20 protein-coding genes are annotated in these 22,864 nt (G+C 67.2%); 14 read left to right on the top strand and 6 right to left on the bottom strand.

What is annotated here, in order from left to right:
* Positions 1 to 157 precede the first annotated feature (157 nt).
* Positions 158 to 544, top strand: coding sequence for a response regulator (locus PW843_13430; protein ID MDE1147598.1), 387 nt, complete (start codon positions 158 to 160; stop codon positions 542 to 544).
* A 5-nt stretch (positions 545 to 549) separates the two neighbouring features.
* Entirely contained in the window at positions 550 to 2,217 is a 1,668-nt protein-coding gene (locus PW843_13425; protein MDE1147597.1) for a diguanylate cyclase, read from the top strand.
* 162 nt (positions 2,218 to 2,379) lie between these two features.
* Here the strand turns inward: PW843_13425 and PW843_13420 are convergent, their stop codons facing one another.
* Together PW843_13420 and surE are read right to left on the bottom strand one after the other, a co-directional pair.
* Entirely contained in the window at positions 2,380 to 2,574 is a 195-nt protein-coding gene (locus tag PW843_13420; protein MDE1147596.1) for a hypothetical protein, read from the bottom strand.
* 90 nt (positions 2,575 to 2,664) lie between these two features.
* Positions 2,665 to 3,432, bottom strand: a complete 768-nt coding sequence (surE, locus tag PW843_13415) for a 5'/3'-nucleotidase SurE (GenBank protein ID MDE1147595.1) — start codon at positions 3,430 to 3,432, stop codon at positions 2,665 to 2,667.
* A gap of 128 nt (positions 3,433 to 3,560) precedes the next feature.
* On the opposite strand from surE, the gene PW843_13410 reads away from it, so the two are divergent.
* Positions 3,561 to 3,899 carry a DUF1491 family protein gene (locus tag PW843_13410; protein MDE1147594.1) on the top strand — a complete coding sequence of 113 codons (339 nt, stop codon included), beginning with the start codon at positions 3,561 to 3,563 and terminating at the stop codon, positions 3,897 to 3,899.
* 127 nt (positions 3,900 to 4,026) lie between these two features.
* On the opposite strand, the gene PW843_13405 is transcribed toward PW843_13410, so the two are convergent.
* Positions 4,027 to 7,167: an efflux RND transporter permease subunit gene (locus PW843_13405; GenBank protein MDE1147593.1), complete on the bottom strand. Its 3,141-nt coding sequence runs from the start codon at positions 7,165 to 7,167 to the stop codon at positions 4,027 to 4,029.
* Entirely contained in the window at positions 7,164 to 8,387 is a 1,224-nt protein-coding gene (locus tag PW843_13400) for an efflux RND transporter periplasmic adaptor subunit (GenBank protein MDE1147592.1), read from the bottom strand. Before PW843_13400 ends, PW843_13405 begins: the two co-directional genes overlap by 4 nt.
* Before the next feature lie 490 nt (positions 8,388 to 8,877).
* Here PW843_13400 and PW843_13395 point away from each other — a divergent pair, with 490 nt between their 5' ends.
* The 3 genes from PW843_13395 (at position 8,878) to PW843_13385 (ending at position 11,917) form a co-directional block, all read left to right on the top strand.
* A complete protein-coding gene (locus PW843_13395) occupies positions 8,878 to 9,177 on the top strand; it encodes a hypothetical protein (GenBank protein MDE1147591.1) in 300 nt (99 codons plus the stop codon).
* Positions 9,131 to 11,125, top strand: coding sequence for a TonB-dependent receptor (locus tag PW843_13390; protein ID MDE1147590.1), 1,995 nt, complete (start codon positions 9,131 to 9,133; stop codon positions 11,123 to 11,125). Before PW843_13395 ends, PW843_13390 begins: the two co-directional genes overlap by 47 nt.
* Positions 11,126 to 11,485: 360 nt before the next feature.
* The gene (locus PW843_13385) at positions 11,486 to 11,917 is read left to right on the top strand and encodes an MAPEG family protein (GenBank protein ID MDE1147589.1); all 432 of its coding nucleotides are present in this window, start codon (positions 11,486 to 11,488) and stop codon (positions 11,915 to 11,917) included.
* Here the strand turns inward: PW843_13385 and PW843_13380 are convergent.
* Positions 11,914 to 12,570: an SdpI family protein gene (locus PW843_13380; GenBank protein ID MDE1147588.1), complete on the bottom strand. Its 657-nt coding sequence runs from the start codon at positions 12,568 to 12,570 to the stop codon at positions 11,914 to 11,916. The genes PW843_13385 and PW843_13380 overlap by 4 nt on opposite strands.
* A 4-nt stretch (positions 12,571 to 12,574) precedes the next feature.
* Positions 12,575 to 12,880, bottom strand: a complete 306-nt coding sequence (locus PW843_13375) for an autorepressor SdpR family transcription factor (GenBank protein ID MDE1147587.1) — start codon at positions 12,878 to 12,880, stop codon at positions 12,575 to 12,577.
* Between the two features lie 289 nt (positions 12,881 to 13,169).
* Here PW843_13375 and fliF point away from each other — a divergent pair, with 289 nt between their 5' ends.
* From fliF to PW843_13335, 8 genes are all read left to right on the top strand, one after another.
* Positions 13,170 to 14,834, top strand: a complete 1,665-nt coding sequence (gene fliF / locus PW843_13370; GenBank protein ID MDE1147586.1) for a flagellar basal-body MS-ring/collar protein FliF — start codon at positions 13,170 to 13,172, stop codon at positions 14,832 to 14,834.
* Positions 14,835 to 14,850: 16 nt separating this feature from the next.
* A complete protein-coding gene (locus PW843_13365; GenBank protein ID MDE1147585.1) occupies positions 14,851 to 15,561 on the top strand; it encodes a FliH/SctL family protein in 711 nt (236 codons plus the stop codon).
* Between the two features lie 140 nt (positions 15,562 to 15,701).
* Positions 15,702 to 16,001 carry a flagellar motor switch protein FliN gene (gene fliN, locus PW843_13360; GenBank protein ID MDE1147584.1) on the top strand — a complete coding sequence of 100 codons (300 nt, stop codon included), beginning with the start codon at positions 15,702 to 15,704 and terminating at the stop codon, positions 15,999 to 16,001.
* 22 nt (positions 16,002 to 16,023) lie between these two features.
* Positions 16,024 to 16,974 carry a MotA/TolQ/ExbB proton channel family protein gene (locus tag PW843_13355; protein ID MDE1147583.1) on the top strand — a complete coding sequence of 317 codons (951 nt, stop codon included), beginning with the start codon at positions 16,024 to 16,026 and terminating at the stop codon, positions 16,972 to 16,974.
* Positions 16,975 to 17,031: 57 nt separating this feature from the next.
* Positions 17,032 to 18,447, top strand: a complete 1,416-nt coding sequence (locus PW843_13350; GenBank protein MDE1147582.1) for a sigma-54 dependent transcriptional regulator — start codon at positions 17,032 to 17,034, stop codon at positions 18,445 to 18,447.
* Between the two features lie 44 nt (positions 18,448 to 18,491).
* Positions 18,492 to 20,639, top strand: a complete 2,148-nt coding sequence (gene flhA / locus PW843_13345) for a flagellar biosynthesis protein FlhA (protein ID MDE1147581.1) — start codon at positions 18,492 to 18,494, stop codon at positions 20,637 to 20,639.
* Positions 20,640 to 21,052: 413 nt separating this feature from the next.
* On the top strand, positions 21,053 to 22,045 hold the full coding sequence (locus PW843_13340; GenBank protein MDE1147580.1) for a GTPase: 993 nt from the start codon (positions 21,053 to 21,055) through the stop codon (positions 22,043 to 22,045).
* A complete protein-coding gene (locus PW843_13335; protein ID MDE1147579.1) occupies positions 22,042 to 22,854 on the top strand; it encodes a MinD/ParA family protein in 813 nt (270 codons plus the stop codon). Before PW843_13340 ends, PW843_13335 begins: the two co-directional genes overlap by 4 nt.
* The last annotated feature ends 10 nt before the right edge of the window (positions 22,855 to 22,864 follow it).

The following is a 22,864-nucleotide window of genomic DNA, read 5'->3' as shown; positions in this document are numbered from 1 at the left end:
CGCTAAAGAATAGCTTCCCTCCCCGTCCGGCGCGGCAGGCGGGACTCCATTTGCGTGGGTTGTATGGGGCAGCTACCCTAGCGACTTCTAGGACCGCCTGGGGAAAGCGGCCCACCCCCGTGGGGATGGCCGTTTTCCGCAAAGAACGCGAGGCAGTATGGCCGAGGCACTGAACCGTATCCTCTACGTCGATGACGAGCCCGATATCCGCGCCATCGTCGAACTCAGCCTGAAACATGTCGGCGGGTTCGACATCCAGATGGCCGAGTCCGGTGCCCGCGCGCTGGAGATATTGGACGGCTGGACACCGCAGTTGATCCTGCTGGACGCCATGATGCCGGAGATGGACGGCCCCAGCACCCTGGCCGCCATCCGCGGACGCCCCAGCCTGGCCGGCGTCCCCATCGCCTTCATGACCGCCAAGGTCCAGCCGTCGGAGGTGGAACGGTTCAAGGCGCTGGGCGCCATCGGCGTGATCGCCAAGCCCTTCGACCCCATGGCCCTGCCCACCACCGTCCGCGACCTGTGGGGCAGCGTCGGGTAGACGACATGAACAGCGACGCGCCCTCCCCCTCCAATATCGCGGCGTCCGGCCTGGGTTCCTCCACCCTGCCAGCAGAGCTGGCGGCGCGGGTCCAGAAGATCCGGGAGGACTTCATGTCCAGCCTGCCGGACCGGCTGGAGCAGATCCGGCAGGCGGCGACGGCCCTGGTGACCCAGAGCGGCAGTGAGGCGGAGGCGGTCAGGGGCGACCTGGCGCGCTACACCCATTCGCTGGCGGGATCGGGCGCCACCTTCGGCCTGCCCGACCTGACCATCGCCGCCCGCACGCTGGAGGGCGTGATCAAGCGGCCGGGGGATGTGCAGGCGACCTCGCTGTGGAACGCCATCGCGGCCTTGGGCCACGCCATGGCGCCGGCGGCATCCGGAACCACGCCGGATCCCGCCTTCGAAGAACAGGGACAGGCGCACGACGGCCCGTCACGGCCCGTCTATCTGCTGCATCATGACGGCACGGACGTGCGGGAACTGACGGAGCTTCTGGCGACCTACAGTTATGAACTGACCGCCTTTACCGATGAGGCCGCCCTGACGGCGGCCGTCGCCCAGTCGAAACCGGCGGCGATCCTTCTGGATATCAGCACGGAAACGCTGCGGCCCGCGCAGATGGATGCCACCGACAGCCGGGGGCGCAAGATACCGGTCATCGCACTGTCGTCGGCCACCGGTTTCGCGGCGCGCCTGGCCGCCGCCCGGGCCGGGTGCGACGCCTATGTGGTGCGGCCGCTGGACACCCACGTGCTGATCGACCAGTTGGACCGCCTGACGGAACGGGATCCGGACCAGCCCCTGCGCGTGGTGATCGTGGAGGATGACGCCACGCTGGGCCGGTATTACGAGATGGCGCTGCAATCGGCCGGCATGCAGACCAGCCTGGTGACCGATCCCTTGCAGACGGTGGAGGCGCTGTACGACAACAACGCCGACCTGATGGTCACCGACCTGATCATGCCCCAATGCACTGGGTTCGAGCTGGCCTCCGTCCTGCGCCAGTACGACGCCTTCCTGGCCCTGCCCATCGTCTTCCTGACGGCGGACCAGGATACCGAGACCCACCGGTCGGCGATCCGCACCGGCATCGACGCCTATTTGACCAAGCCGGTGGATCTGGGCGACCTGACGGAAACGGTCCGTGCCCGCGCGCGGCGCGCGCGGCAGCTCAAGGCCTTGATGGTGCGCGACGGCCTGACCGGCGCCTTCAACAACCCCATGATCATGGATTTGCTGGCGACCGAGGTGGCGCGGTCACAGCGCGACGGCAACGACCTGGCCTTCGCCATGCTGGACATCGACCATTTCAAGGCGGTGAATGATCGCTACGGCCACAGCGCCGGCGACCGGGTGATCAAGGCCCTGGCCCGGCTGCTGCAACAGCGCATGCGGCGCGGCGACATGGTCGGCCGTTATGGCGGTGAGGAATTCGCCATCATCATGCCGCAGACCTCGGCCGACGACGCGGCCGAACGGCTGGAGGTGCTGCGCCAGCAGTTCAGCGAGATCCGCCACATCCACGGCAACACGGAATTCCAGGTCACCTTCTCCGCCGGCATCATGAGCCTGGCGCCCGGCCTGGACGCCAAGACCATCAGCATGGCGGCGGACGCCGCCCTCTACCGCGCCAAGGAAGCCGGCCGCAACCGCATTGAGCTGGGTTGATTTTTTTGGCCCTCAGACGGCGGGCGGGCGCATCCGCGCCCTTGCCTTCCTCGATTTCCAGTCCGCTGACGCTCCCCGGAAATCTCCGGCGGACGCAGTCGCGTCCTACATGGGCATAAGGCTGGACCTCATGCCCATGGTACCGAGCCATCGGGTGGTGGATCAGCGGACCGGTGCCGTGACCACCTTGGCGGTCGTGCCCACCGCCGTGCCGGCGACATCCGCGGCACCACCCACGACACTGCCGGCCGCACCGACCACCGAACAACCGGCCAGCGCGCCCAGCACCAGGCCGGCGGTCAGCACGATCTTGCCCACCCGGCAGACATTGCCCACGGAAAACGACGTCCCCATCATCGCGAAACCCTTTTGCCGTCTAGCATCAAGGCCGGCACCCGGCCCTTTCGGGTTTATACGAAAGCAAGGGCCGGGCCAGTGCGATCTCGGTCAGGCTATGCCGTCGGTAGCGGTCAGGTCGAACCCCACCGGCGTGATGGAAACCAGGCCATGCTTCAGGGCGCCGGCATCGGTGTCCGGCCCCAGGATGGGCATGTGCCGACGGAACGCCATCCAGTAATACTCGCCGCCGCGCAGGTCGGACCTGGCCTCGACATCGATGCGGTCCAGGGTGCCCCGGCTTTGCGTCGTCACCACGATGTCGCCCACGTCGGCCGCGTCCAGGCCGGGGAAGTTGATGTTCAGCACGGCGTTGGCCGCCACGCGCAGGCCCAGCGCATGGTCCAGAACCCGGGGCAGCAGCGTCCGCGCCGTGTCCCAGCGCACATGCGTCCGGTCAGTGAACTGCTGGCTGAAGGCGATGGCCGGCACGCCCAGCAGCCGGGCGGTCAGGGCCGCCGCCACCGTGCCCGAGTACGGCACCTCATCACCAACGTTGGCGCCGCGGTTGATGCCGGACAGCACCAGGTCCGGCGGATTGTCGCGCAGCACGTGGCGGAGGCCGAAGATGGCGCAATCGCTGGGCGTGCCGGTGACGGCGAAGTGCCGTTCCCCCCGCTGTTCCGCCCGCAAGGGGGTGGTCAGGGTGACGGCGCGGGACATGCCGCTCTGATCCTTTTCCGGTGCCACCACCCAGACCTCGTCCGCGACCTCCGCCACCACCTCAGCCAGCAGGGCCAGGCCGGGGGCATTGATGCCGTCGTCGTTGGTCAGTAGGACGCGGCCCAGGCGGCGGGTGGGCGGGGTGGAAAGCGGCATGAAGCTGGCCTCGCGGATGGTTGGACCCTATAGATACCAACCGAACATCCATGGGGTGGGCCCCTGCTGGCAAGCCGCAAGGACGCCGCCCTGCCCTGTCTTCGCCCCTCATTCAGGAATCCAGGCCCATGGCCGACGACCGGCTGTCCACCGCCCTCTGGGTGCAACTGCACCTGCGCCGCTGTGCCGCCGACAGCATCCCCGTCTACGTCCTGCGCAAGGGCGAGGCGGAAAGCGGCCTGATCCTGCTGAAGGTCGTCATCCCCTTCCAGGGTGCCAAGGTCTACACCCAAAGCCGCGACATGAACGGCAATCTCGGCTGGTTCCCCGGCCTGAACGGCGACCAGGTGCCGGAGTCGGAGGCCGACGCCTTCATCGAGCGCGCCACCCGCCGCGACCCCGACCTGTGGGTGATCGAGGTGGAGAGTCGCGACGGGTCGCATCCCTTTGAGGGAAAGGTGATTTGACGGAGCGAAGTGACTAGGACGCGACGGCGTCCGCCGGAGATTTCCGGGAAGCGTCAGCGGACTGGAATGCGAGGAAGCCAAGGCTGCGGACGCAGCCGCCGGCGCTTGAGGAACACATGAAAAGCCCTCACTCCGCCGCGTCCGCCCGGCCATCGGTGTTGGCGGGCGGCTGCAAGTGGAGGCCGCGCCGCGCCTTATGATGGTGCAGCTGGCGGTCGATCCAGCGGCTGAACCCTTCCATGTAGAGGTACAGCACCGGGGTGATGTAGAGGGTCAGCAGCTGTGACACCACCAGGCCGCCGACCACGGCCACGCCCAGGGGCTGGCGCAGTTCGGCGCTGGCGCCGGACGCCAGGGCGATGGGCAGGGTGCCCATCAGGGCGGCCATGGTGGTCATCATGATGGGGCGGAAGCGCAGCAGGCAGGCGCGGTAGATGGCGTCGTGCGGTGTTGCCCCCTCGCGCCGGGCCTCCAGCGCGAAGTCGATCATCATGATGGCGTTCTTCTTCACGATGCCGATCAGCATCAGCACGCCGATGATGGCGATGACGCTGAGGTCGAAGCCGAACAGCATGAGGGAGCCCACCGCCCCCACCGCCGCCGACGGCAGGCCGGACAGGATGGTCAGCGGGTGGATGAAGCTTTCGTACAGCACGCCCAGCACGATGTAGATCACCACCACCGCCGCCAGCAGCAGCATGCCCTGGTTGGCCAGCGCCTGCTGGAACACCTGGGCAGTGCCCTGGAAGCTGCCGGAGATGCTGTCGGGCATGCCGATGTCGCGCTGCACGCCCTCGATGGCCTTGACCGCCGCCCCCAGCGACACGCCGGGCGCCAGGTTGAAGGACAGGGTGACGGCCGGCAACTGGCCCTGGTGGTTCACGCTGATGGGGCCGGAGGTGCGGTCGATGCGGGCGACGGAGCCCAGGGGGATCAGCCGGCCGCTGTCGGCGCGGATGTAGATGCGGTTCAGCACGTCGGCCGACTTCTGCGCCTCCGGCGACAGTTCCAGGATCACCTCATAATCGTTGGTCGGCGTGTATATGGTGGAGATCTGGCGGGTGCCGAAGGCGCTGTAGAGGCTGGAGCGCAGGTTTTCCGCCGTGATGCCCAGCAGGGAGGCCTTGTCCAGATCCACATGGATGGAGGCGTTCTGGCCGGACAGCTGCAAATCGCTGCTCACGTCCTGAAGCTCCGGCATCTGCGCCATCTTCTGCATCAGCCGGTCCGACCAGCGGTACAGGGTCGGCTGGTCCAGGCCCAGCAGCGTGTACTGGTAGAGGCTTTTGGAGGACCGGCCGGAGACGTTCAGGTTCTGCACCGGCTGGAAAAAGACGTTGAGGCCGGCGATGCCGGCCACGTCCTGCCGCAGGCTTTGCAGCACCGCCTCCATGTTCGGGCGGTGGGCGCGGTCCTTCAGCGAGATGAAGATGCGGCCGGCGTTGGTGACGTTGCCGTTGCCGCCGACCGAGGAGATGTGGGTTTCAACATAGGGGTTCTTGGCCACGGCCGCGGCCGCCTGCTGCTGCAAGGCGATCATGGCGTCGAAGGAGATGTCCTGGCGCCCCTCGGTCTGGGCGAAGACCTGGCCGTTGTCCTCCGTCGGGAAGAAACCCTTCTGCACCTGTTGGAACAGCACGACGGTGCCGACCAGGGTGGCGAAGAACACGCCCACCACCACGCGGCGGTGCGCCAGGCACCACACCAGCGTGCGGTCATAGCCGCGCAGCCAGGCATCGAACGCCGCCTCGGTCACGCGCTCGAACCGGTTGGGCGGCTTGTCATGGGCGTCATGCCGGATGAAGCGGCTGCACAGCATGGGCGTCAGGGTCAGCGAGGTGATGGCCGAGGCCGCGATGGCCAGGGTCACCGTCACCGCGAACTCATGGAACAGGCGCCCGACCACGCCGCCCATCATGAAGATGGGGATGAACACCGCCACCAGCGACAGGGTGATGGAGACGATGGTGAATCCGATCTCGCGGCTGCCTTTCAGCGCCGCCTCGAACGGGCTCATCCCCTCCTCAATGTAGCGGACGATGTTTTCCAGCATGACGATGGCATCGTCCACCACCAGGCCCACCGACAGGGTCAATGCCAGCAGCGAGATGTTATCGATGGAAAAGCCGAAGGCCTTCATGGCGCCGGCGGCCCCGATGAGGGAGATGGGCACGGCGATACCGGGAATGATGGTGGCGCTGACCTTGCGCAGGAACAGGAAGATGACCATCACCACCAGGCCGATGGTCAGCAGCAGGGTGAACTGCACATCCTCCACCGCCGAGCGGATGGAGATGGAACGGTCGATCAGCACGTTGATGTCGATGGACGGCGGCAGCGTGGCCTTGAAGGTGGGGATCACCCGCTTCACCGCGTCCACCACCGCCACCGTGTTGGCGTCAGGCTGGCGCTGAACGGCCAGCACGATGGTGCGGTTGCCGTTGAACCAGCTGGCGGTCTTGTCGTTCTCCACCCCGTCGATGACGCTGGCGATGTCGCCCAGACGCACCGGGGCGCCGTTGCGCTGGGCGATCACCATCTGGGCGAAGCCGTGGGCGTCGAACAGCTGGGTGTTGGTCTCCAGGATCAACTGCTGGGCGGAACCGGAGACCACGCCCACCGGCGTGCTGGAATTGGCGGCGGCGATGGCGTTCATCACCTCATCCACGCCCAGGCCGCGCGCCGTCAGCGCCTCCGGGTTCAGGCGGATGCGCACGGCGTATTTCTGCGCCCCCCAGACCTGCACCTGCGCCACGCCGCTGAGGGTGGAGAGGGCGGGGCTCAGCAGCGTCTCGGCGTATTCGTCCACCTGGCTCAGCGGCAGGGTGGAGCTGCTGAGCGCCAGCAGCAGCACCGGCTGGTCGGCCGGGTTGACCTTGCGATAGCTGGGCGGGGTCGTCATCTCGATGGGCAGGCGGCGCTGCACCCGCGACAAGGCGGCCTGCACGTCCAAGGCGGCGCTGTCGATGTCGCGGTCCAGTTCGAACTGGATGTTGACCGTGGTGCTGCCCTGCACGCTGCTGGAGGTGATACTGTCGATGCCGGCGATGGTGGAGAATTCACGCTCCAGCTGGATGGCGACGGATGAGGCCATGGTGTCCGGGCTGGCGCCGGGCAGGCTGGCGTTCACGCTGATGACGGGGAAGTCCACGCGGGGCAATGCCGCCACCGGCAGGTACCTGTAGGCCAGGATGCCGCCAAAGATCAGGGCCGCCGTCAGCAGGACGGTCATCACCGGCCGGCGGATGCAAAGCTCGGAAATGGTCACGTCCGCGCCTTTCCGTTGGCCTGGATCGCCCCCACGGTACCGCCGGGCGCCGCACCGTCGGCCTCCACCCCGCCCTGGCTGCCGCCGCTAGCCGGCTGCTCAATGATCTTGGCGCCGGGGACCAGGCGCAACTGGCCCTCAATCACCACCCGCTCACCGGCACTGACGCCGCCGGATATCACCGCCCCCTGCTCGGCGAAGCGCGCGACGGTCACGGGGCGCATGTCCACCGTGTCGTCCACCTTGACGATGAAGACATAGGCGCCGGCCTGGCCGCGCTGCACCGCCACCGCCGGCACGGACAGCACGTCGGCCTCGGCGCCCAGGTTCAGGCTGACGTCCACGAACTGGCCGGGCCACAGGGCGCGGTCCTTGTTGTCGTACAGGGCCTTCAGCTGGATGGTGCCGGACTGCTGGTCCACCGTGTTGTCGATGAAGACCAGGCGGCCGGTGGCGCTGACCAGGCCATCCGTCGTCTTGGCGTTGACCAGGGGCGGATGGGCGGCGCGCAGGGCGTGGCGCACCGCCGTCACGTTGCGTTCCGGCACCGTGAAGGCGACATTGATGGGCGCCACCTGCACCAGGGTGGTCAGGGTCGACCCGCTGTCGCTGCCCTTCACCAGGTTGCCGGGGCGCAGCAGGATGCTGCCCACCACGCCATCGATGGGGGACCGGATCTCGGTGAAGGCCAGGGTCAGCTTCGCCTGGTCCACCATCGCCTGGTCGGCCAGCACCGTGGCCTCCTGCGCCTTGGCGGTGGCGGCCATCTGCTCATTCTGCTGCAGCGAGACGGCACCGCGCGCGAACAGGCCGGCGTGGCGCTGGGCGTCGGACCGCGCCTGGCCCAGTTGCGCCTGGTCGCGGGCCAGCGTCGCCTCGGCCTGCGCCAGCGCCGCCTTGGCCGGGCGCTGGTCCAGCAGGAACAGCAGGTCGCCGGCGTGGACCTCCTGCCCCTCGTTCACCTTGGCTTCCATCAGCTGGCTGTCGATGCGGGCGCGCACCTGCACGGTGGAGATGGGCTGCACCGTGCCCACGGCCGTCACGTCGATGGGTACCGCCCCCCGGAACACCCGCGCCGTCACCACCGGCACGGGGCCATCGCCGGCGGCGCGCTTGGCGGTGCCTGCGTCGGCCACGGCCTTCCCTCCCCAGGCGTGGTAACCGCCATAGACGGCGGCGAGGACCAGGGCCAGCGCGGCGACGGCCGTGCGACGTTTCATCGGGAAATCTCCGGCAACGGGCAAAGAATGGCCAATGGTGCGACAGTCGCACACGCGCAAACGATTACAGGGGATGCAACCCATCCCCGGATCGTCCCCTGGGCAGCGGCTTGCGCCCCCGGGCCTGTCCGACCAACATTTGCCATGCGCGATCCAACCCCATGCCCGCGATTTCAGTCCCTCGAGGCCGGCCCCTGCCAGCCGGGGCGCGGGCCCCATTTTTTGCAGTCTTATAAGATATACGCCGGGGCCCGGCATTATCCTTAAAGTTAGAGGCCGCCGCCAAGTTACAAAGATGCAATGAGCGCCTGGAGCACCCGTGACGGCGGCACCATCGCCTGATACCGCGACATCATGACATCTTTAATCGCGAGCATACCCCCCATTTGCGGACAGCGCGCGTTCCGCCCTTCGCACTTCTGCGTGGATGGGTTACACCGGCGCCGTTTTCCACATCTCTGTTTCAAGACTTAAGGAGGCTTCTGAAACGATGCGTCGTCTGTTGCTGCTGTCCACCGTCCTGGCGGGTTCGCCCGCGCTCCTGGCTTCGGCCGCCCTGGCTGCAGACACGTCCGTTTCCTATACCGCCGACCATAGCGGTGATCGAAATACCAGCGATCCACATACCACCGGCGGGCAGCCCCCCGCCGCTGATGATGCCCAGTCGCCGCTGGACCAGATCATCGTGACCGCCACCCGCCGGGCCGAGACCTTGCGGGATGTGCCGGCCAGCGTGTCCACACGTGACGCGCGCGGATTTCGAGCAGAAAGGCGTGCTGTTCATCGGTGACGAGCTGACCGACCTGCCGGGCGTGCTGGTGTCCAAGAACGACATGGGCACCTACACCTCCATCAGCATGCGCGGCGTGCCCAACAAGATCCACAACGACACCCTGGTGGCGATGATGGACGGCGTGCCCTTCATCACCGGCGATGGCGAGGTTGACCTGGAACAGCTGCCGTTCAGCGCGGTGGGCCGGGTGGACGTGGTGCGCGGGCCGATGTCGGCCATGTACGGCCGCGGCGCCATCAGCGGCACCATCAACTACCTGACCCGCGACGTGACGGCCGAACCGCTGCGCGAAGTGACGCTGGAGGGCGGCAGCTACGGCTTCCTGCACGTCGACGCCCTGGCGCAGACCAAGACGGTCGAGGGCGGCGCCCTGCTGATCGACGTGGGCAATGAGAACGGCGACGGCTGGCGCGACCGCACCGGCCGGCATGAGAACAACCTGTTCCTGAAGCACGTCCTGGACATGGGGGCGGCCGGCACCCTGACCGTCACCGCCACCTGGGTGGACACCCGCCAGGCCTTGGCCGGCGAACTGCCGGTGGACAGCCGGGGCGAACTGATCGACCTGCCGGGCGGCCGCAAGGCCAATTGGAACGAGGACAACGCCGGCTTTGACAAGCGTATGGCGACGGCCACCGCCACGTACCAGGTGGAACTGGACGACGGCCTGGTCTCCACCACCAAGCTGCATGTGCGCCAGGCACTGACCTCGGCCTCGCAAGGGTCGGCCACCGAATACGTGCCGGGTTCCGGCAGCGTCACCTTCGACGGCTTCCGCGTGGACGGCAACACCGTCACCCTTTACGGCGACCAGCAATTGTCGTGGACGCGCGGCCCCTGGCAGATCCTGGGCGGCTTCAGCGTCGAACAGGTGCGTGCCCACCATACCGAACATTGGACCGGCCAGTTCGACGACACCTACTTCTACGGCCAGCAGCGCAGCATCGCCACCGGCGAGAACATCGACACCGATGACTGGATCAGCGACACCGACATGAACGCCTACGGGCGGGATCGGGCGTTCGCCGGCTTCTTCCAGGTGGACCGCACCATCGGCCCGGTGACCCTGGACGTGGGCGGGCGCTACGACCATTTCGAGCGCCACGTCTATTTCGGCCCGTCCACCAGCGGCGGCGAACCCGTCGCCCCAACCGACGCCGACGACAGCAACGGCAACTTCAGCCCCAAGGCGTCCGCCACCTGGAAGATCAACCCGCAGGTCAGCGCCTATGTGGCGTATGGCCAGGGCTTCTCTTCCGGCTTCGGTCCGCTGTGGTCGTTCCGCAGCCGTGAGAAAGGCCTGGATCCTGAGTTGGCCAATAACGTCGAGGTCGGTCTGAAGGGCGACGCCCTCGATGGCCTGCTGTCGGGCAGCGTCACCCTGTACCGGCTGGAACGCAGCAACCTGCTGCAGGTGCTAGAGGTCAACGGCGTGCCGCAGACCGTTAACACCGGCAAGGAACTGTCGCAGGGAGTGGAACTGGCGGGCACCGCCCGGCTGGACGCGCTGGTCCCCCACCTGTCCGCCGATGTGTCGTATTCCTATACCGAGGCCTACTGGCTGAACGACAAGTTCGTCGAATCCGACACCCTGATCGCGCGCGACTTCACGGGCAAGCGTGTCCAGGGCGTGCCCCGCCATACCGGCAGCATCGCCCTGAACCAGGGCATCCCCGCCTGGGGCCTGTCCGCCAAGGTGTGGGTGGAGATGTTCGGCGACTACGCCTACGACAACCAGAACAGCCGCATCAGCGGCGGTTACGCCCTGTGGAACACCACCTGGACGTGGACGCCGCCGGGCCAGGACACGGTGGATGTGGGCCTGACGGTGCGCAACCTGTTCGACCGCGACGTCAACCTGATCGAGGCCGACGACAACGGCCCGCTGGGCGCCTTCCCCCAGCCGCCGCGCACCTTCCTGGCGACGGTCAAGGTTCGGTTCTGACCATCTGAAGCATCAATGCGTTGAAGGGGGCGCTGTCCGGGAAACTGGGCGGCGCCCTTTGTTCTTTGGCTGAAGCATTTAGCCTGGTTCCGGAAGGACTTTCCCCGCACCCACGCGCGCCGCGCTGTCCCGCAAATCCTGAAGGACATCAGCAAGCGGTACGCCTTCGCCGCGCGCGACCTCATCCTCGCTTAGCGCAAGGTCGCGTTCCCAGTCGGCGGAGGTCGAATTGGGCTGTGTGCTCATGAGAGAAAGGTAAGTCCGGGGCGGGCGAAAATCCAGCCTGCTCGCAAAGGCCCTACCCCCGCGCGCGCAATGCCTTAAGTTGTTGGTAACGCCCCACCCCAACCAGGACGCGCCATGACAAGCAGCATCGCCCTTTATTTCCCCATGCTGGCCCTGTTCCTGTTCACCCTGGTGGTGGGCATCCGGCTGCTGGCCTTGCGCACGGGCGCGGTGCGGCGGGGCAATGTGCGCCTGTCTTACTTCCGCAACTTCAACACCGGCAACCAGCCGGACAGCCTGGCCACGGGCCAGCGGGCCTTCAACAACCTGTTCGAGGCGCCGACCCTGTTCTACGTCGTCTGTCTGGCCCTGATGGTCTGGCGCCAGGGCGACCATCTCTACCTGCTGTTGGCCTGGTTGTATGTGGTGGCGCGGGTGGTCCAGGGCGGCATCCACCTGACCTACAATAATGTCCTGCACCGTTCACTGGCCTACATGGCGTCGATGGTCATCCTGGTGATCCTATGGGTGCGCCTGGGCATCACGCTGGCTTCCGTGCCCGGCTAACGGCCGGGCCGGACGCGCCAGTACAGATAGGAGCGAACAACCGTCAGCAAGGCCGTCGGCAGCAGTACCATCGCGATCAGGCCAGGCCCCCGTGGATGACCCGGCGGCAGCCACAGCGCCAGCGCCGCCAGCACCAGGCCGGCGGCCACGAACACCCAGCCGCCGAAGCGATGCGTCTGGTCCCACACCCAGTCGTCGGCCAGGGTCCAGGGCGTGCGAATGCCCATAAGGCGGTTGGGTCGCACCTTGCCCATGACATTGCCCACCACCACCAGGAAGACCCCCAGGCCCAGCGCGCGGACACGGCCGAGATCCACCGGGTGGCCCATGGCATTGGACACCATGGCGGCATGCGCCACGCCTTGCAGCGCCACCATCGACACCAGCGCCGTGCCCCAGGCGGCGGTTGACCGAGCCAGGCTCTTAGCCCCCGGCAGGACGCGGCCCAGCAGCGGCAGGCCGATGGCCAGCACCGCCGCCGTCAGCGGCAGGACGGCCAATGCCCAGGGGGCGGTGGCATACCGGTCGGGCTGGCCGGCGGTGCCGTAATGGATAGGCAGGCGCGCGTCCCAGCCGACATGCATCAGGGTCAGGATGCTGAAACCAGCCATGACGGCGATGATCAGGGCCATGACCACGGCATAGGGGCGCATTCGCTCAATTCTCCCCTTCGATAACCCGCTTCATGGGCGCTCCGTCCGTCTGGCCGATCCCCATGCTGTCCATCAGGCCGGACAGCGCTTCTTCCAGCACCGACAGCTTCAGGCGGTAAAGGATGGTGGTGCCCTGGCGTTCCTGGTCCACCAGGTCGGCCTCACGCAGCACGGCGAAGTGACCGGACAGGGTGGGTTTGGCCAGGTCGAAATGGCGGGCGATGTCGCCGGCCGACAGCGGGCCGCCCCGCAGCAGTTGAAGGATACGGCGGCGGCTGGGATCGGCGAGGGCTTTGAAGACGCGATTCATGGGAACGCTATTTAGCTAAATAGCGAAATAGAGTCAAGCCGGCTCCGGCGCCCTCTCGAGCCAAGCATTGCATTTTGCAGTTTTCGCGTCCGGGGTAGCCCTTGTTGAATGCAACACCCGGCTTCATGGCAAAATGCGTGATGCAAAAGACACACTTTGAAGGGTGTAGGAAATTTTTGCCCAGCACCCCCTGTTTCATTCCCTGAACGTTCCCAGAATCCTCGCAAACTTGGAGTCCGCAGTATAGACTCCCTTGTGATTTGTCGGTGACCGCGTGCGGGAGCGGACCTTGGAAAATTTGCTGCAGACCCTGCGCAATCTGGGACCGGTGAGGCTCGGCGCCATTGGCGGCGTGGCCCTGTTGATCATTGCCCTGTTCGGCTTCCTGGTTTTCAACGGGTCGTCGCCCAACATGGCCCTGCTGTACAGCGACCTGTCGCCGGCCGATGGCGGCGCCATCGTGCAGCAGTTGGACCAGATTCAGCCCAAGGTGCCCTACCAGGTCAGCGCCGACAGCACCCGCATCGAGGTGCCGGCCGACCAGGTGGGCCGCCTGCGCATGGTCATGGCCCAGCAGGGCCTGCCCAGCGGCGGCAGCGTCGGTTACGAGATCTTCAACCAGTCGGAAAGCCTGGGCACCACCAGCTTCATGCAGTCGGTGCAGCAGCTGCGCGCCCTGGAAGGCGAACTGACCCGCACCGTCAACACCCTGGCGCCGGTGCAGCAGTCGCGCATCCATCTGGTGCTGCCTAAGCGGGAGCTGTTCAGCCGCGACACGCAGAAGGCCACGGCCAGCGTCGTCCTGCGTCTGCGCCCCGGCCAGCAGCTGAAGAAGGAACAGGTCGCCAGCATCCAGCACCTGATCGCGGCGTCCGTGCCCGGATTGCAGCCCGACATGGTGTCGGTGGTGGACGACAAGGGCAATCTGCTGGCGCGCGGCATGGGCGACGACAGCAAGGAAGCGATGATGGCGACGGCGGAGGAAAAACGCCTCGCCTACCAGCAGCGTCTGACCGACAAGATCGAGGAGATCCTGGGCCGCACCGTGGGCACGGGCAAGGTGCGGGCCGAGGTGACGGTCGATATGGATTTCGACCGCATCACCACCAATAGCGAAATCTACGACCCCGACAGCCAGGTGGTCCGTTCCACCGAGACCAACAACGAGAATTCGGAAGACGTGAACCGGGAAGGCCAGGACCCGGTGACGGTGGCCAACAACCTGCCCAGCGCGGATGCGGAAAAGGCCAGCAACGGCGCCTCCACCTCCAAGACCACCAAGGCCAACGAGCGCATCAATTACGAGATCAGCAAGACGGTGAAGGTGCAGGAACGCGAGGCCGGACAGGTCCGCCGCCTGTCGGTCGCCGTGCTGGTCGATGGCAACTACACCCCCGACGACAAGGGCGTGCCCCAATACCAACCGCGCACGGATGAGGAGCTGCAGAAGCTGGCCTCGCTGGTGCGCTCGTCCATCGGGTACGACGGGTCACGCGGCGACACGGTCGATGTCGTCAGCATGAAGTTCGCCACCAACGAAGGCGACCTGGACAACATCAAGGAAGAGACGCTGTTCGGCCTGCCCAAGGCCGACGTCTTCCGCATCGCCGAGACGCTGGTGCTGGCCATCGTCGCCATCCTGGTCATCCTGCTGGTCATCCGGCCGCTGGTGGCGCGCGCCCTGGACCGCACGCCGCAGCTGGAGGATGAGCCCGACCTGCTGTCCGACGGCAGCGGCGTGCCCCAGCTGGCCGGCCCCGGCGGCGGCGCGCTGGCCCGCGAACTGGCGTTGGAGGCCGCACAGGCCAACGAGGAGCTGGAACAGATGATCGACATCAACCGCGTCGACGGCCGCGTGCGCGCGTCGTCGCTGCGCAAGGTGGGTGAGATCGTCGAGAAGCATCCGGAAGAGGCGGTGTCCATCATCCGCAACTGGCTGTACCAGGAAAATTGAGCGCGGACGTGAGCTTATGACCAACATCCGCAGGTTCCTGTTCGACAACTCCTTCGACCCGGAAGGCCGCCGGGTCGAGGTGGCCGTGCCCGAGGCCGTGGCCGAACCCGAGCGGCCGCCGGAACCGCCGCCCCCGCCCCCACCGCCGCCCGAACCCACCTTCACCCTGGCCGAGTTGCAGCAGCAGGTGAAGATCGCGCGCGAGGGCGCCTACGCCCAGGGCCATGCCGAGGGCGTGGCCGCCGGGACGGACCAGACGCAAAAGGCCCTGACCGAGGTGTTGGCCAAGGCGCAGGCGGGCATCGCCCAGTTGCTGGACGCCCACATGAAGGCGCGGATTCAGCGATCGGTCGATACCACCCGGCTGTCGCTGGCCATCGTGCGCAAGCTGTTCCCCACCCTGGCCAAGCGCCACGGCCTGGGGGAGGTGGAGGGCACGGTCTCATCCTTCCTGGCCGAACTGGCGGATGAGCCGCGCCTGCTGGTGCGGGTGCATGAAAGCTACCTGGCGCCGATCAAAGAGAAGATCGAGGAAATGGCCGCGCGCCAGGGCTTCGGCGGATCCGTGGCGGTGGTGGCCGACCCCAAGGCCGGGGAGCTGGACTGCCGGGCCGACTGGGGCGACGGCGGGGCCGAACGCGACATCTCCGCCATCTGGGCGGAAATTGATCGCATCGCCGGTCACCTGACCGAACCGCTGGAGGATGGGCGCGCGGCGGCGGAATGATCCGGCGCAGGGTGCCCACCTGAGGCTTCGTGGTAAACGGCCGCCCCATCCATGCCGGCCAATGTGTTATGTGACGATGAGGATCGGCGCCGGCGGCGCCCCCGGTTCGGGAAAGCACCGGGTCTTGAAACGAGGGAACGATGAGTCTGGACGATTTCGATCAAGGGGGGATGGATGCCGATGGCGCCCCCATCGTCAAGGATCTGGAAGCCGTCTACGACATCCCGGTGCAGATTTCCGCCGTGCTGGGCAAGTGCACCATGCAGGTGAGCCAGTTGCTGAAGCTGGGCCGCGGCGCCGTGGTGGAACTGGACCGCAAGGTGGGCGAGGCCATCGACATCTACGTCAACAACCGCCTGGTGGCGCGTGGCGAAGTGGTGGTGGTGGAAGATCGCCTGGGCGTGACCATGACGGAAATCATCAAGTCCGAACGCAGCTGAGAGCTTGAGGAAGCAAGGTACCTTGAACACCCGTCCCCCTTCCCCGACCCTGCGCGCCGCCGGCGGCACCGCGACCGGCACCGCCCGGTCCGCGCCCGTGCCCGGCCAGGCGCCGGAGGTGGCGAACGAGGTGAGCAGTCCTGCGGGCGATCCCCTTAAGGCCAAGCCGGCGCCGCTGCCGGAACCGGTGCGGGTGCGCCACGGGCTGGACCTCACCACCGTGCTGGGCCTGGCGGCCGGCTTCGCCCTGGTATTATCGGCGCTGGCCTTCGGCGGCCATGCCCGCGCCTTCATCAACGCGCCATCGCTGATGATCGTGGTGGGCGGCACCATCGCCGTCACCGTCGTGTCGTTCGCGCGTGAGGATCTGGGCGCCTGCCGCCGCATGCTGGTGCGCGCGCTGACCCGGCCGGTGGCCGATATCGCCGACGTCTCGGGTTATGTGCTGCAGATGGCGGAGGCGGCGCGGCGCAACGGGCCGCTGACCTTGCAGCCGCTGCTGAAGGACAAGGGGGTGGAGCCCTTGCAGGCCCGCGCCATCGACCTGGTGGTGGACGGCATGGCGGCGGAGGATGTGGAGCGCATCCTGCGCACGGAGATCGAGGCGCAGCAGGCCCGGTCGCGCCACGCCGCCGCCGTGCTGCGCCGCGCGTCGGAGGTCGCACCCGCCATGGGCCTGATCGGCACGCTGGTGGGCCTAGTGCAGATGCTGGGCAACCTTCAGGATCCGGCCGCCATCGGCCCGGCCATGGCCATCGCCCTGCTGACCACCTTTTACGGCGCGCTGTTCGGCAACATGGCGCTGGCGCCGCTGGCGGGGAAACTGGAACGCAACACCGACGCCCAGGTCATCGTGGACACGCTGTTCATGCTGGGCGCCGTCTCCATCGCACGGCAGGAAAACCCGCGACGGCTGGAGATGATGATGAATACGGTCCTGCCGCCGGAACTGCGGCTGAACCATTATGAATGAGACCAGGGCACGTCATCCTAAAGTTGGGACGCGCCTGATTTCGAGGGGTTTTGAGCGATGCGGTTGCTGATCGTAGGGACGCTGGAAGGCTACATCACGGCGGCGGGCAAGATCGCGCTCCAGAAAGGCGCCAAGGTCGCCCATACCGACAGCATCAGCGGCGCCATGACGGCACTGCGCGGCGGCCAGGGCGCTGACCTGGTGATGATCGACGTCAAGCTGGATGTCGGCATGTTGATCGACGCGCTTAAGGCCGAACGCATCACCGTGCCGGTGGTGGCCTGCGGTGTCGCGACCGACGCGCAAGCCGCGGTGAAGGCCATCCGCGCCGGCGCCAAGGAATACATCCCCCTGCCCCCCGATGCGCAGCTGATCGCCGCCGTGCTGGAGGCGGTGGCGGAGGAAAGCCACGCCATCGTCAGCCGCGATCCGTCCATGGGCAGCGTGCTGCGCCTGGCCGACCAGATCGCGCCCAGCGACGCCTCCGTCCTCATCACCGGCGAATCCGGCACCGGCAAGGAGCTGATGGCCCGCTACATCCACCGCAAGAGCCGCCGGGCCAATGCGGTGTTCGTCTCGGTCAACTGCGCCGCCATTCCGGAAAACCTGCTGGAATCCGAGTTGTTCGGCCATGAGAAGGGCGCCTTCACCGGCGCCGTGGCACGGCGCGTCGGCAAGTTTGAGGAAGCCAACGGCGGCACCCTGCTGCTGGACGAAATCTCGGAAATGGACATCCGCCTGCAAGCCAAGCTGCTGCGCGCCATCCAGGAGCGGGAGATCGACCGGGTGGGCGGGACCCAGCCGGTGAAGGTGGACATCCGCGTGCTGGCGACCAGCAACCGCTTCCTGGAGGAAGAGGTGCGGGCCGGCCGCTTCCGCGAGGATTTGTACTTCCGCCTGAACGTGGTGAACCTGCCCCTGCCGCCCCTGCGCGAACGGCCGGCCGACATCGCCATCCTGTGCCAGCATTTCGCCGCCAAGTACTCCGAGGCCAACGGCCTACCGCAGCGTACGGTGAACGCGGAGGCGCTGACCCTGCTGCAGGGCCACCGCTGGCGCGGCAACGTGCGTGAGCTGGAAAACACCATGCATCGTGCCGTGCTGCTGTCGCGCGGCACGGAGATCGGCACCGACGCCATCCTGCTGACCGGCGCGGAACCGGCGGCCCCCACTCCGGGTTACAGCACCGTGGCCCCGGTCGCCGCCCGCGCCACCGCTGCGGCCCAGCCGGCCGTACCGGCGGGCGAAGCCAGCGCCTCCGGCACGGCCGGCCTGGTGGGGCGCAGCATGGCGGACGTGGAACGCGACCTGATCATCGACACCCTCAGCCACACCCTGGGCAACCGGACGCATGCCGCCAATATCCTGGGCATCTCCATCCGCACCCTGCGCAACAAGCTGAAGCAGTACAGCGACGAAGGCGTCGCCGTGCCGCCGCCGGCCGGCGGCGAGCTTGACCGCGCGGCGATGTAAAGAGAAGCCGGGTAGGGGCTTATACCTGACCGGAAACGAGGATCATGGCTGACCAGACCGCAGCGCCCGGCACATCCAGCAATCCGCTTCTGACGTTGTTCGGCAACGCGCGGACGGCGGGTCCTGCGTTGCTGAAGCGGACGGAGATCCTGTTCGCGCTGGGCATCGTGACCATCCTGGTCATGCTGGTCATCCCGCTGCCCACCTTCCTGCTGGATTTCGGCCTCGCCGTCTCCTTCACCTTTTCCGTCCTGATCCTGATGACGGTGCTCAGCATCCAGAAGCCGCTGGAGATGAGTTCCTTCCCCACCATCCTGCTGGTGTCCACCATGTTGCGCCTGGCGCTGAACATGGCGTCCACCCGGCTGATCCTGGGACATGGGCATGAAGGGACCCAGGCCGCCGGCCACGTCATCCAGGCGTTCGGCGGCTTCATCATGGGCGGCAACTTCATCATCGGCGTGACGGTGTTCGCCATCCTGGTGATGGTGAACTTCACCGTCATCACCAAGGGTTCCGGCCGTATCGCCGAAGTGGCGGCGCGCTTCACCCTGGACGGCATGCCCGGCAAGCAGATGGCGATCGACGCCGACCTGTCCGCCGGCCTGATTGATGAGGCGGAAGCCAAGCGTCGCCGCAAGGATCTGGAGGACGAAAGCCAGTTCTTCGGCGCCATGGACGGCGCATCCAAGTTCGTGCGTGGCGACGCCGTCGCCGGCATGGTCATCACCTTCATCAACGTCGTCGTCGGCATGATCATCGGCATCGGCCAGAAGAACATGACGTTCCTGAAGGCCGGTTCGACCTATACCCAGCTGACCATCGGCGACGGCCTGGTCAGCCAGATCCCGGCGCTGATCGTCTCCCTGGCCGCCGGCCTGATGGTGTCGAAGTCGGGCCAGAGCGGGTCGGCCGACAAGGCGCTGTTCGGGCAGTTGAGCTTCTACCCGTCGGCCATGGGCCTCAGCGCCTTCCTGCTGTGCGCGCTGGCCCTGTTGCCGGGCCTGCCCTTCCTGCCCTTCATCTCGCTGGCCGTGGCGCTGTTCGCCGGCGCCTATTACCTGCCCCGCCTGCGCAAGGCCAAGGCGGACGACATGGAAAAGGCGGAGGCCATGACCACGCCGGGCGCGCCCGGCGGCCCGCCGGCGCCCGCCCCGGAGGAGCCCATCTCCACCGCCCTGGCCATCGACCTCATCCGCCTGGAACTGGGCTACGGCCTGCTGTCGCTGATCAATACCGACGCCGGCCACCGCCTGACCGACCAGATCAAGGGCCTGCGCCGCCAGCTGGCCAGCGAGATCGGCATCATCATGCCGGCCGTGCGCATCCAGGACAATTTGCAGCTGCCGCCCAACAGCTACGTCATCCGCATCAAGGAGATCGAGGCCGGCCGCGGCGACGTGCGCCCCAACATGCTGTTGTGCATGGATCCGCGCGGCGAGCCCATCCACCTGCCCGGCGAGATGACGACGGAGCCCACCTTCGGCCTGCCCGCCATGTGGATCGAGCCGGCCTACCGGGAAGAGGCACTGTTCAAGGGCTTCACCGTGGTCGACCCGCCCACCGTGCTGACCACCCACCTGACCGAGGTGGTGCGCGACAACATGGCGGACCTGCTGTCCTACGCCGAAACCCAGAAGCTGCTGGATGAGATGAGCAAGGACCAGCAGAAGCTGGTGGCCGACGTCATCCCCGGCCAGATCGGCGTGGGCGCCCTGCAACGCGTGCTGCAAAGCCTGCTGGGGGAACGCATCTCCGTGCGCGACCTGTCCGCCATCCTGGAAGGTGTGTCGGAGGCGACGGGCTACACCCGCAACATCACCCAGATCACCGAGCATGTGCGCGCCCGCCTGGCCCGCCAGATCTCCGACAGCCACACCAACGACCAGGGCTACATCCCCCTCATCACCCTGTCGCCGGAGTGGGAGCAGGCGTTCGGCGAATCCATCGTGGGCGAAGGCGACGAGCGCAATCTGGCCATGGCGCCATCAAGGCTGCAGCAGTTCATCACCGCCGTGCGCCAGGTCTATGACCGCCAGGCCATGATGGGGGAATCGCCCGTGCTGCTGACCAGCCCCGGCGTACGACCCTTCGTGCGGTCGATCATCGAGCGCTTCCGCCCCGCCACCGCCGTCATGTCGCAGAACGAGATCCACCCCAAGGCCAAGATCAAGACGCTGGGGCAGGTGTAAGGGGGGGCAGGTGTAAGCCGGCGCGCCCCGCCGCACGGGGGAAAAAGGCGGCCGGCGATCCGTCATGGCTAACGCAAAATTAAGCATAAGCGGTGTAAAAGCCACGGGTGCCCGGAACCGTCACCCGAAGACCCTTATGTCTGATGCAACGGTTCCGATAAAATGCCATCCTTGGGACCTTGACGCATTTGCCATTTTGGCGGCAGACAAGCATGAACATCGCCGCATTGGTTAACGCGCAGGCACGCTGAGTTGGATCAGGGCAGTCGAAACCCGATCCTTATAGTATTCAGGATGGTGATGTTTTCAGGATGCCGCGACGGTGGGTGCAACCGTGGCGGCGACGGTGCCGGACCCGCGGGGGCGGGTCTCGCGGGAGGTGGAGTGGGTATGGCCCATCGGGCAGGACAATCATGCGGCTGAAGTCCTTTCACGCGCCCACCATGGGCGAGGCCATGCGCCTCGTGCGGGAGGTGCTGGGAGATGACGCGATCATCGTCGCCACGCGCGAGGAAGAGGGTGTGGGTGTCCGGGTGACCGCGGCGGTGGAGGAATCCATCCCCGGGCCCGGCATGCCCGGCCTCAATGACCGCTATCCCGACCCGCTGGCCCCCGACCCCGCCGACCAGGTGACGGACATCCTGTTCCGCCACGGCCTACCCGCCGACCTGAACCAGCGGCTGATGGACAGCATCGCCGATTTCGACGCCAAGGACGCCCAGACCCTGCTGGCCGCCGCCCTTGAGGCCGTCTTCGATTTCCAGCCCCTGCCGGAGGGGCGCTTCCCCCGGCCGCTGATGCTGGTGGGCCCGCCGGGTGCGGGCAAGACGCTGACGGTGGCCAAGCTGTGCGCCCGCGCCGCCTTGAAAGGCCGGCCGGTGGGCGTGATCTCCACCGACACCGTGCGCGCCGGCGGCATCGACCAGTTGGCCGCCTTCACCCGCGTGCTGAAGCTGCGCCTGATGACGGTGGAGGATCCGCTGGCCCTGGCCGATGCGCTGGACGTGCACCGCGGGGCGGAACAGGTGCTGGTCGACAGTGCCGGCCGCAACCCCTACAGCCAGGCCGATCTGAACGACCTGCGCGACTTCCTGGTGGCCGCCGACATCGAACCCGTGCTGGTCCTGCCCGCCGGCATGGACCCGGTGGAAGCGGCGGAAATGGCCCGCGCCTTCCGCGCGCTGGGTGTGCGCCGCCTGCTGACCACCCGCCTGGACATGGCCCGCCGCCTGGGCAGCATGCTGACCGCCGCGCACGAGGCCGGATTGGCCCTGTGCGACGCCAGCGCCAGCCCACGCGCCGCCGAAGGCCTGACCGCCTTGTCACCCCTATCGCTCGCCCGCCTGATGATGCCCGGCACCGAGACCACCGAACGCCGCGCCAAGCAAACGGGGACCCACGCATGAACGACCTTCTCTCCCCGACCGGTTCCCCCAACGCGGCCACCGCCGACAACGTCACCCCCCTGCGCCGCCAGAACGTCATCGCGGTGGCCAGCGGCAAGGGTGGCGTGGGCAAGACCTTCTTCTCCGTCACCCTGGCACACGCCCTGGCGCGCACCGGCAAGCGCACGCTGCTGTTCGACGGCGATCTGGGCCTGGCCAACGTGGACATCCAGCTGGGCCTGATGCCCAAGCGCGACCTGGGCCAGGTGATCGACGGCATGGTGACCCTGCAAGGGGCGGCCCAACGCTTCCCCGAGGGCGGGTTCGACATCATCGCCGGCCGTTCCGGCACCGGCACACTGGCCAACCTGCCCCCGGCACGGCTGACCCAGCTGCGCACCGAGCTGTCGGACGTGGCCCGCAACTATGACTGGGTGGTCATCGACCTGGGTGCCGGCGTGGACCGCATGGTCCGCACCTTCTCCGGCCCCGCCGGCACCACCCTGGTGGTGACGACGGACGAGCCGACCTCCATCACCGACGCCTACGCCTTCCTGAAGCTCAGCTACCAGGCCAACCCCATGGCCGACCTGCGGGTGGTCATCAATATGGCCGACAGCAAGGCGCTGGGTGAAAAGACGTATGAGAAGCTGCTGACCGTCTGCCAGCGCTATCTGAAAATGTCGCCCAAGCTGGGCGGCATCGTCCGGCGCGACGCCAAGGTGCGCGAGGCCATCCGCAACCAGTCGCCCCTGTTCGTGCGTTTCCCCACGTCTGACGCCGCGCACGACATCGAAAACGTGGCCAACCGGCTGAACCTGGGGGGCTGATCCGGCGTGG

It is taken from the genome of Azospirillaceae bacterium (genome assembly GCA_028283825.1).
Lineage (GTDB): Bacteria > Pseudomonadota > Alphaproteobacteria > Azospirillales > Azospirillaceae > Nitrospirillum.
This window is presented reverse-complemented; position numbering and strand designations above follow the sequence as displayed.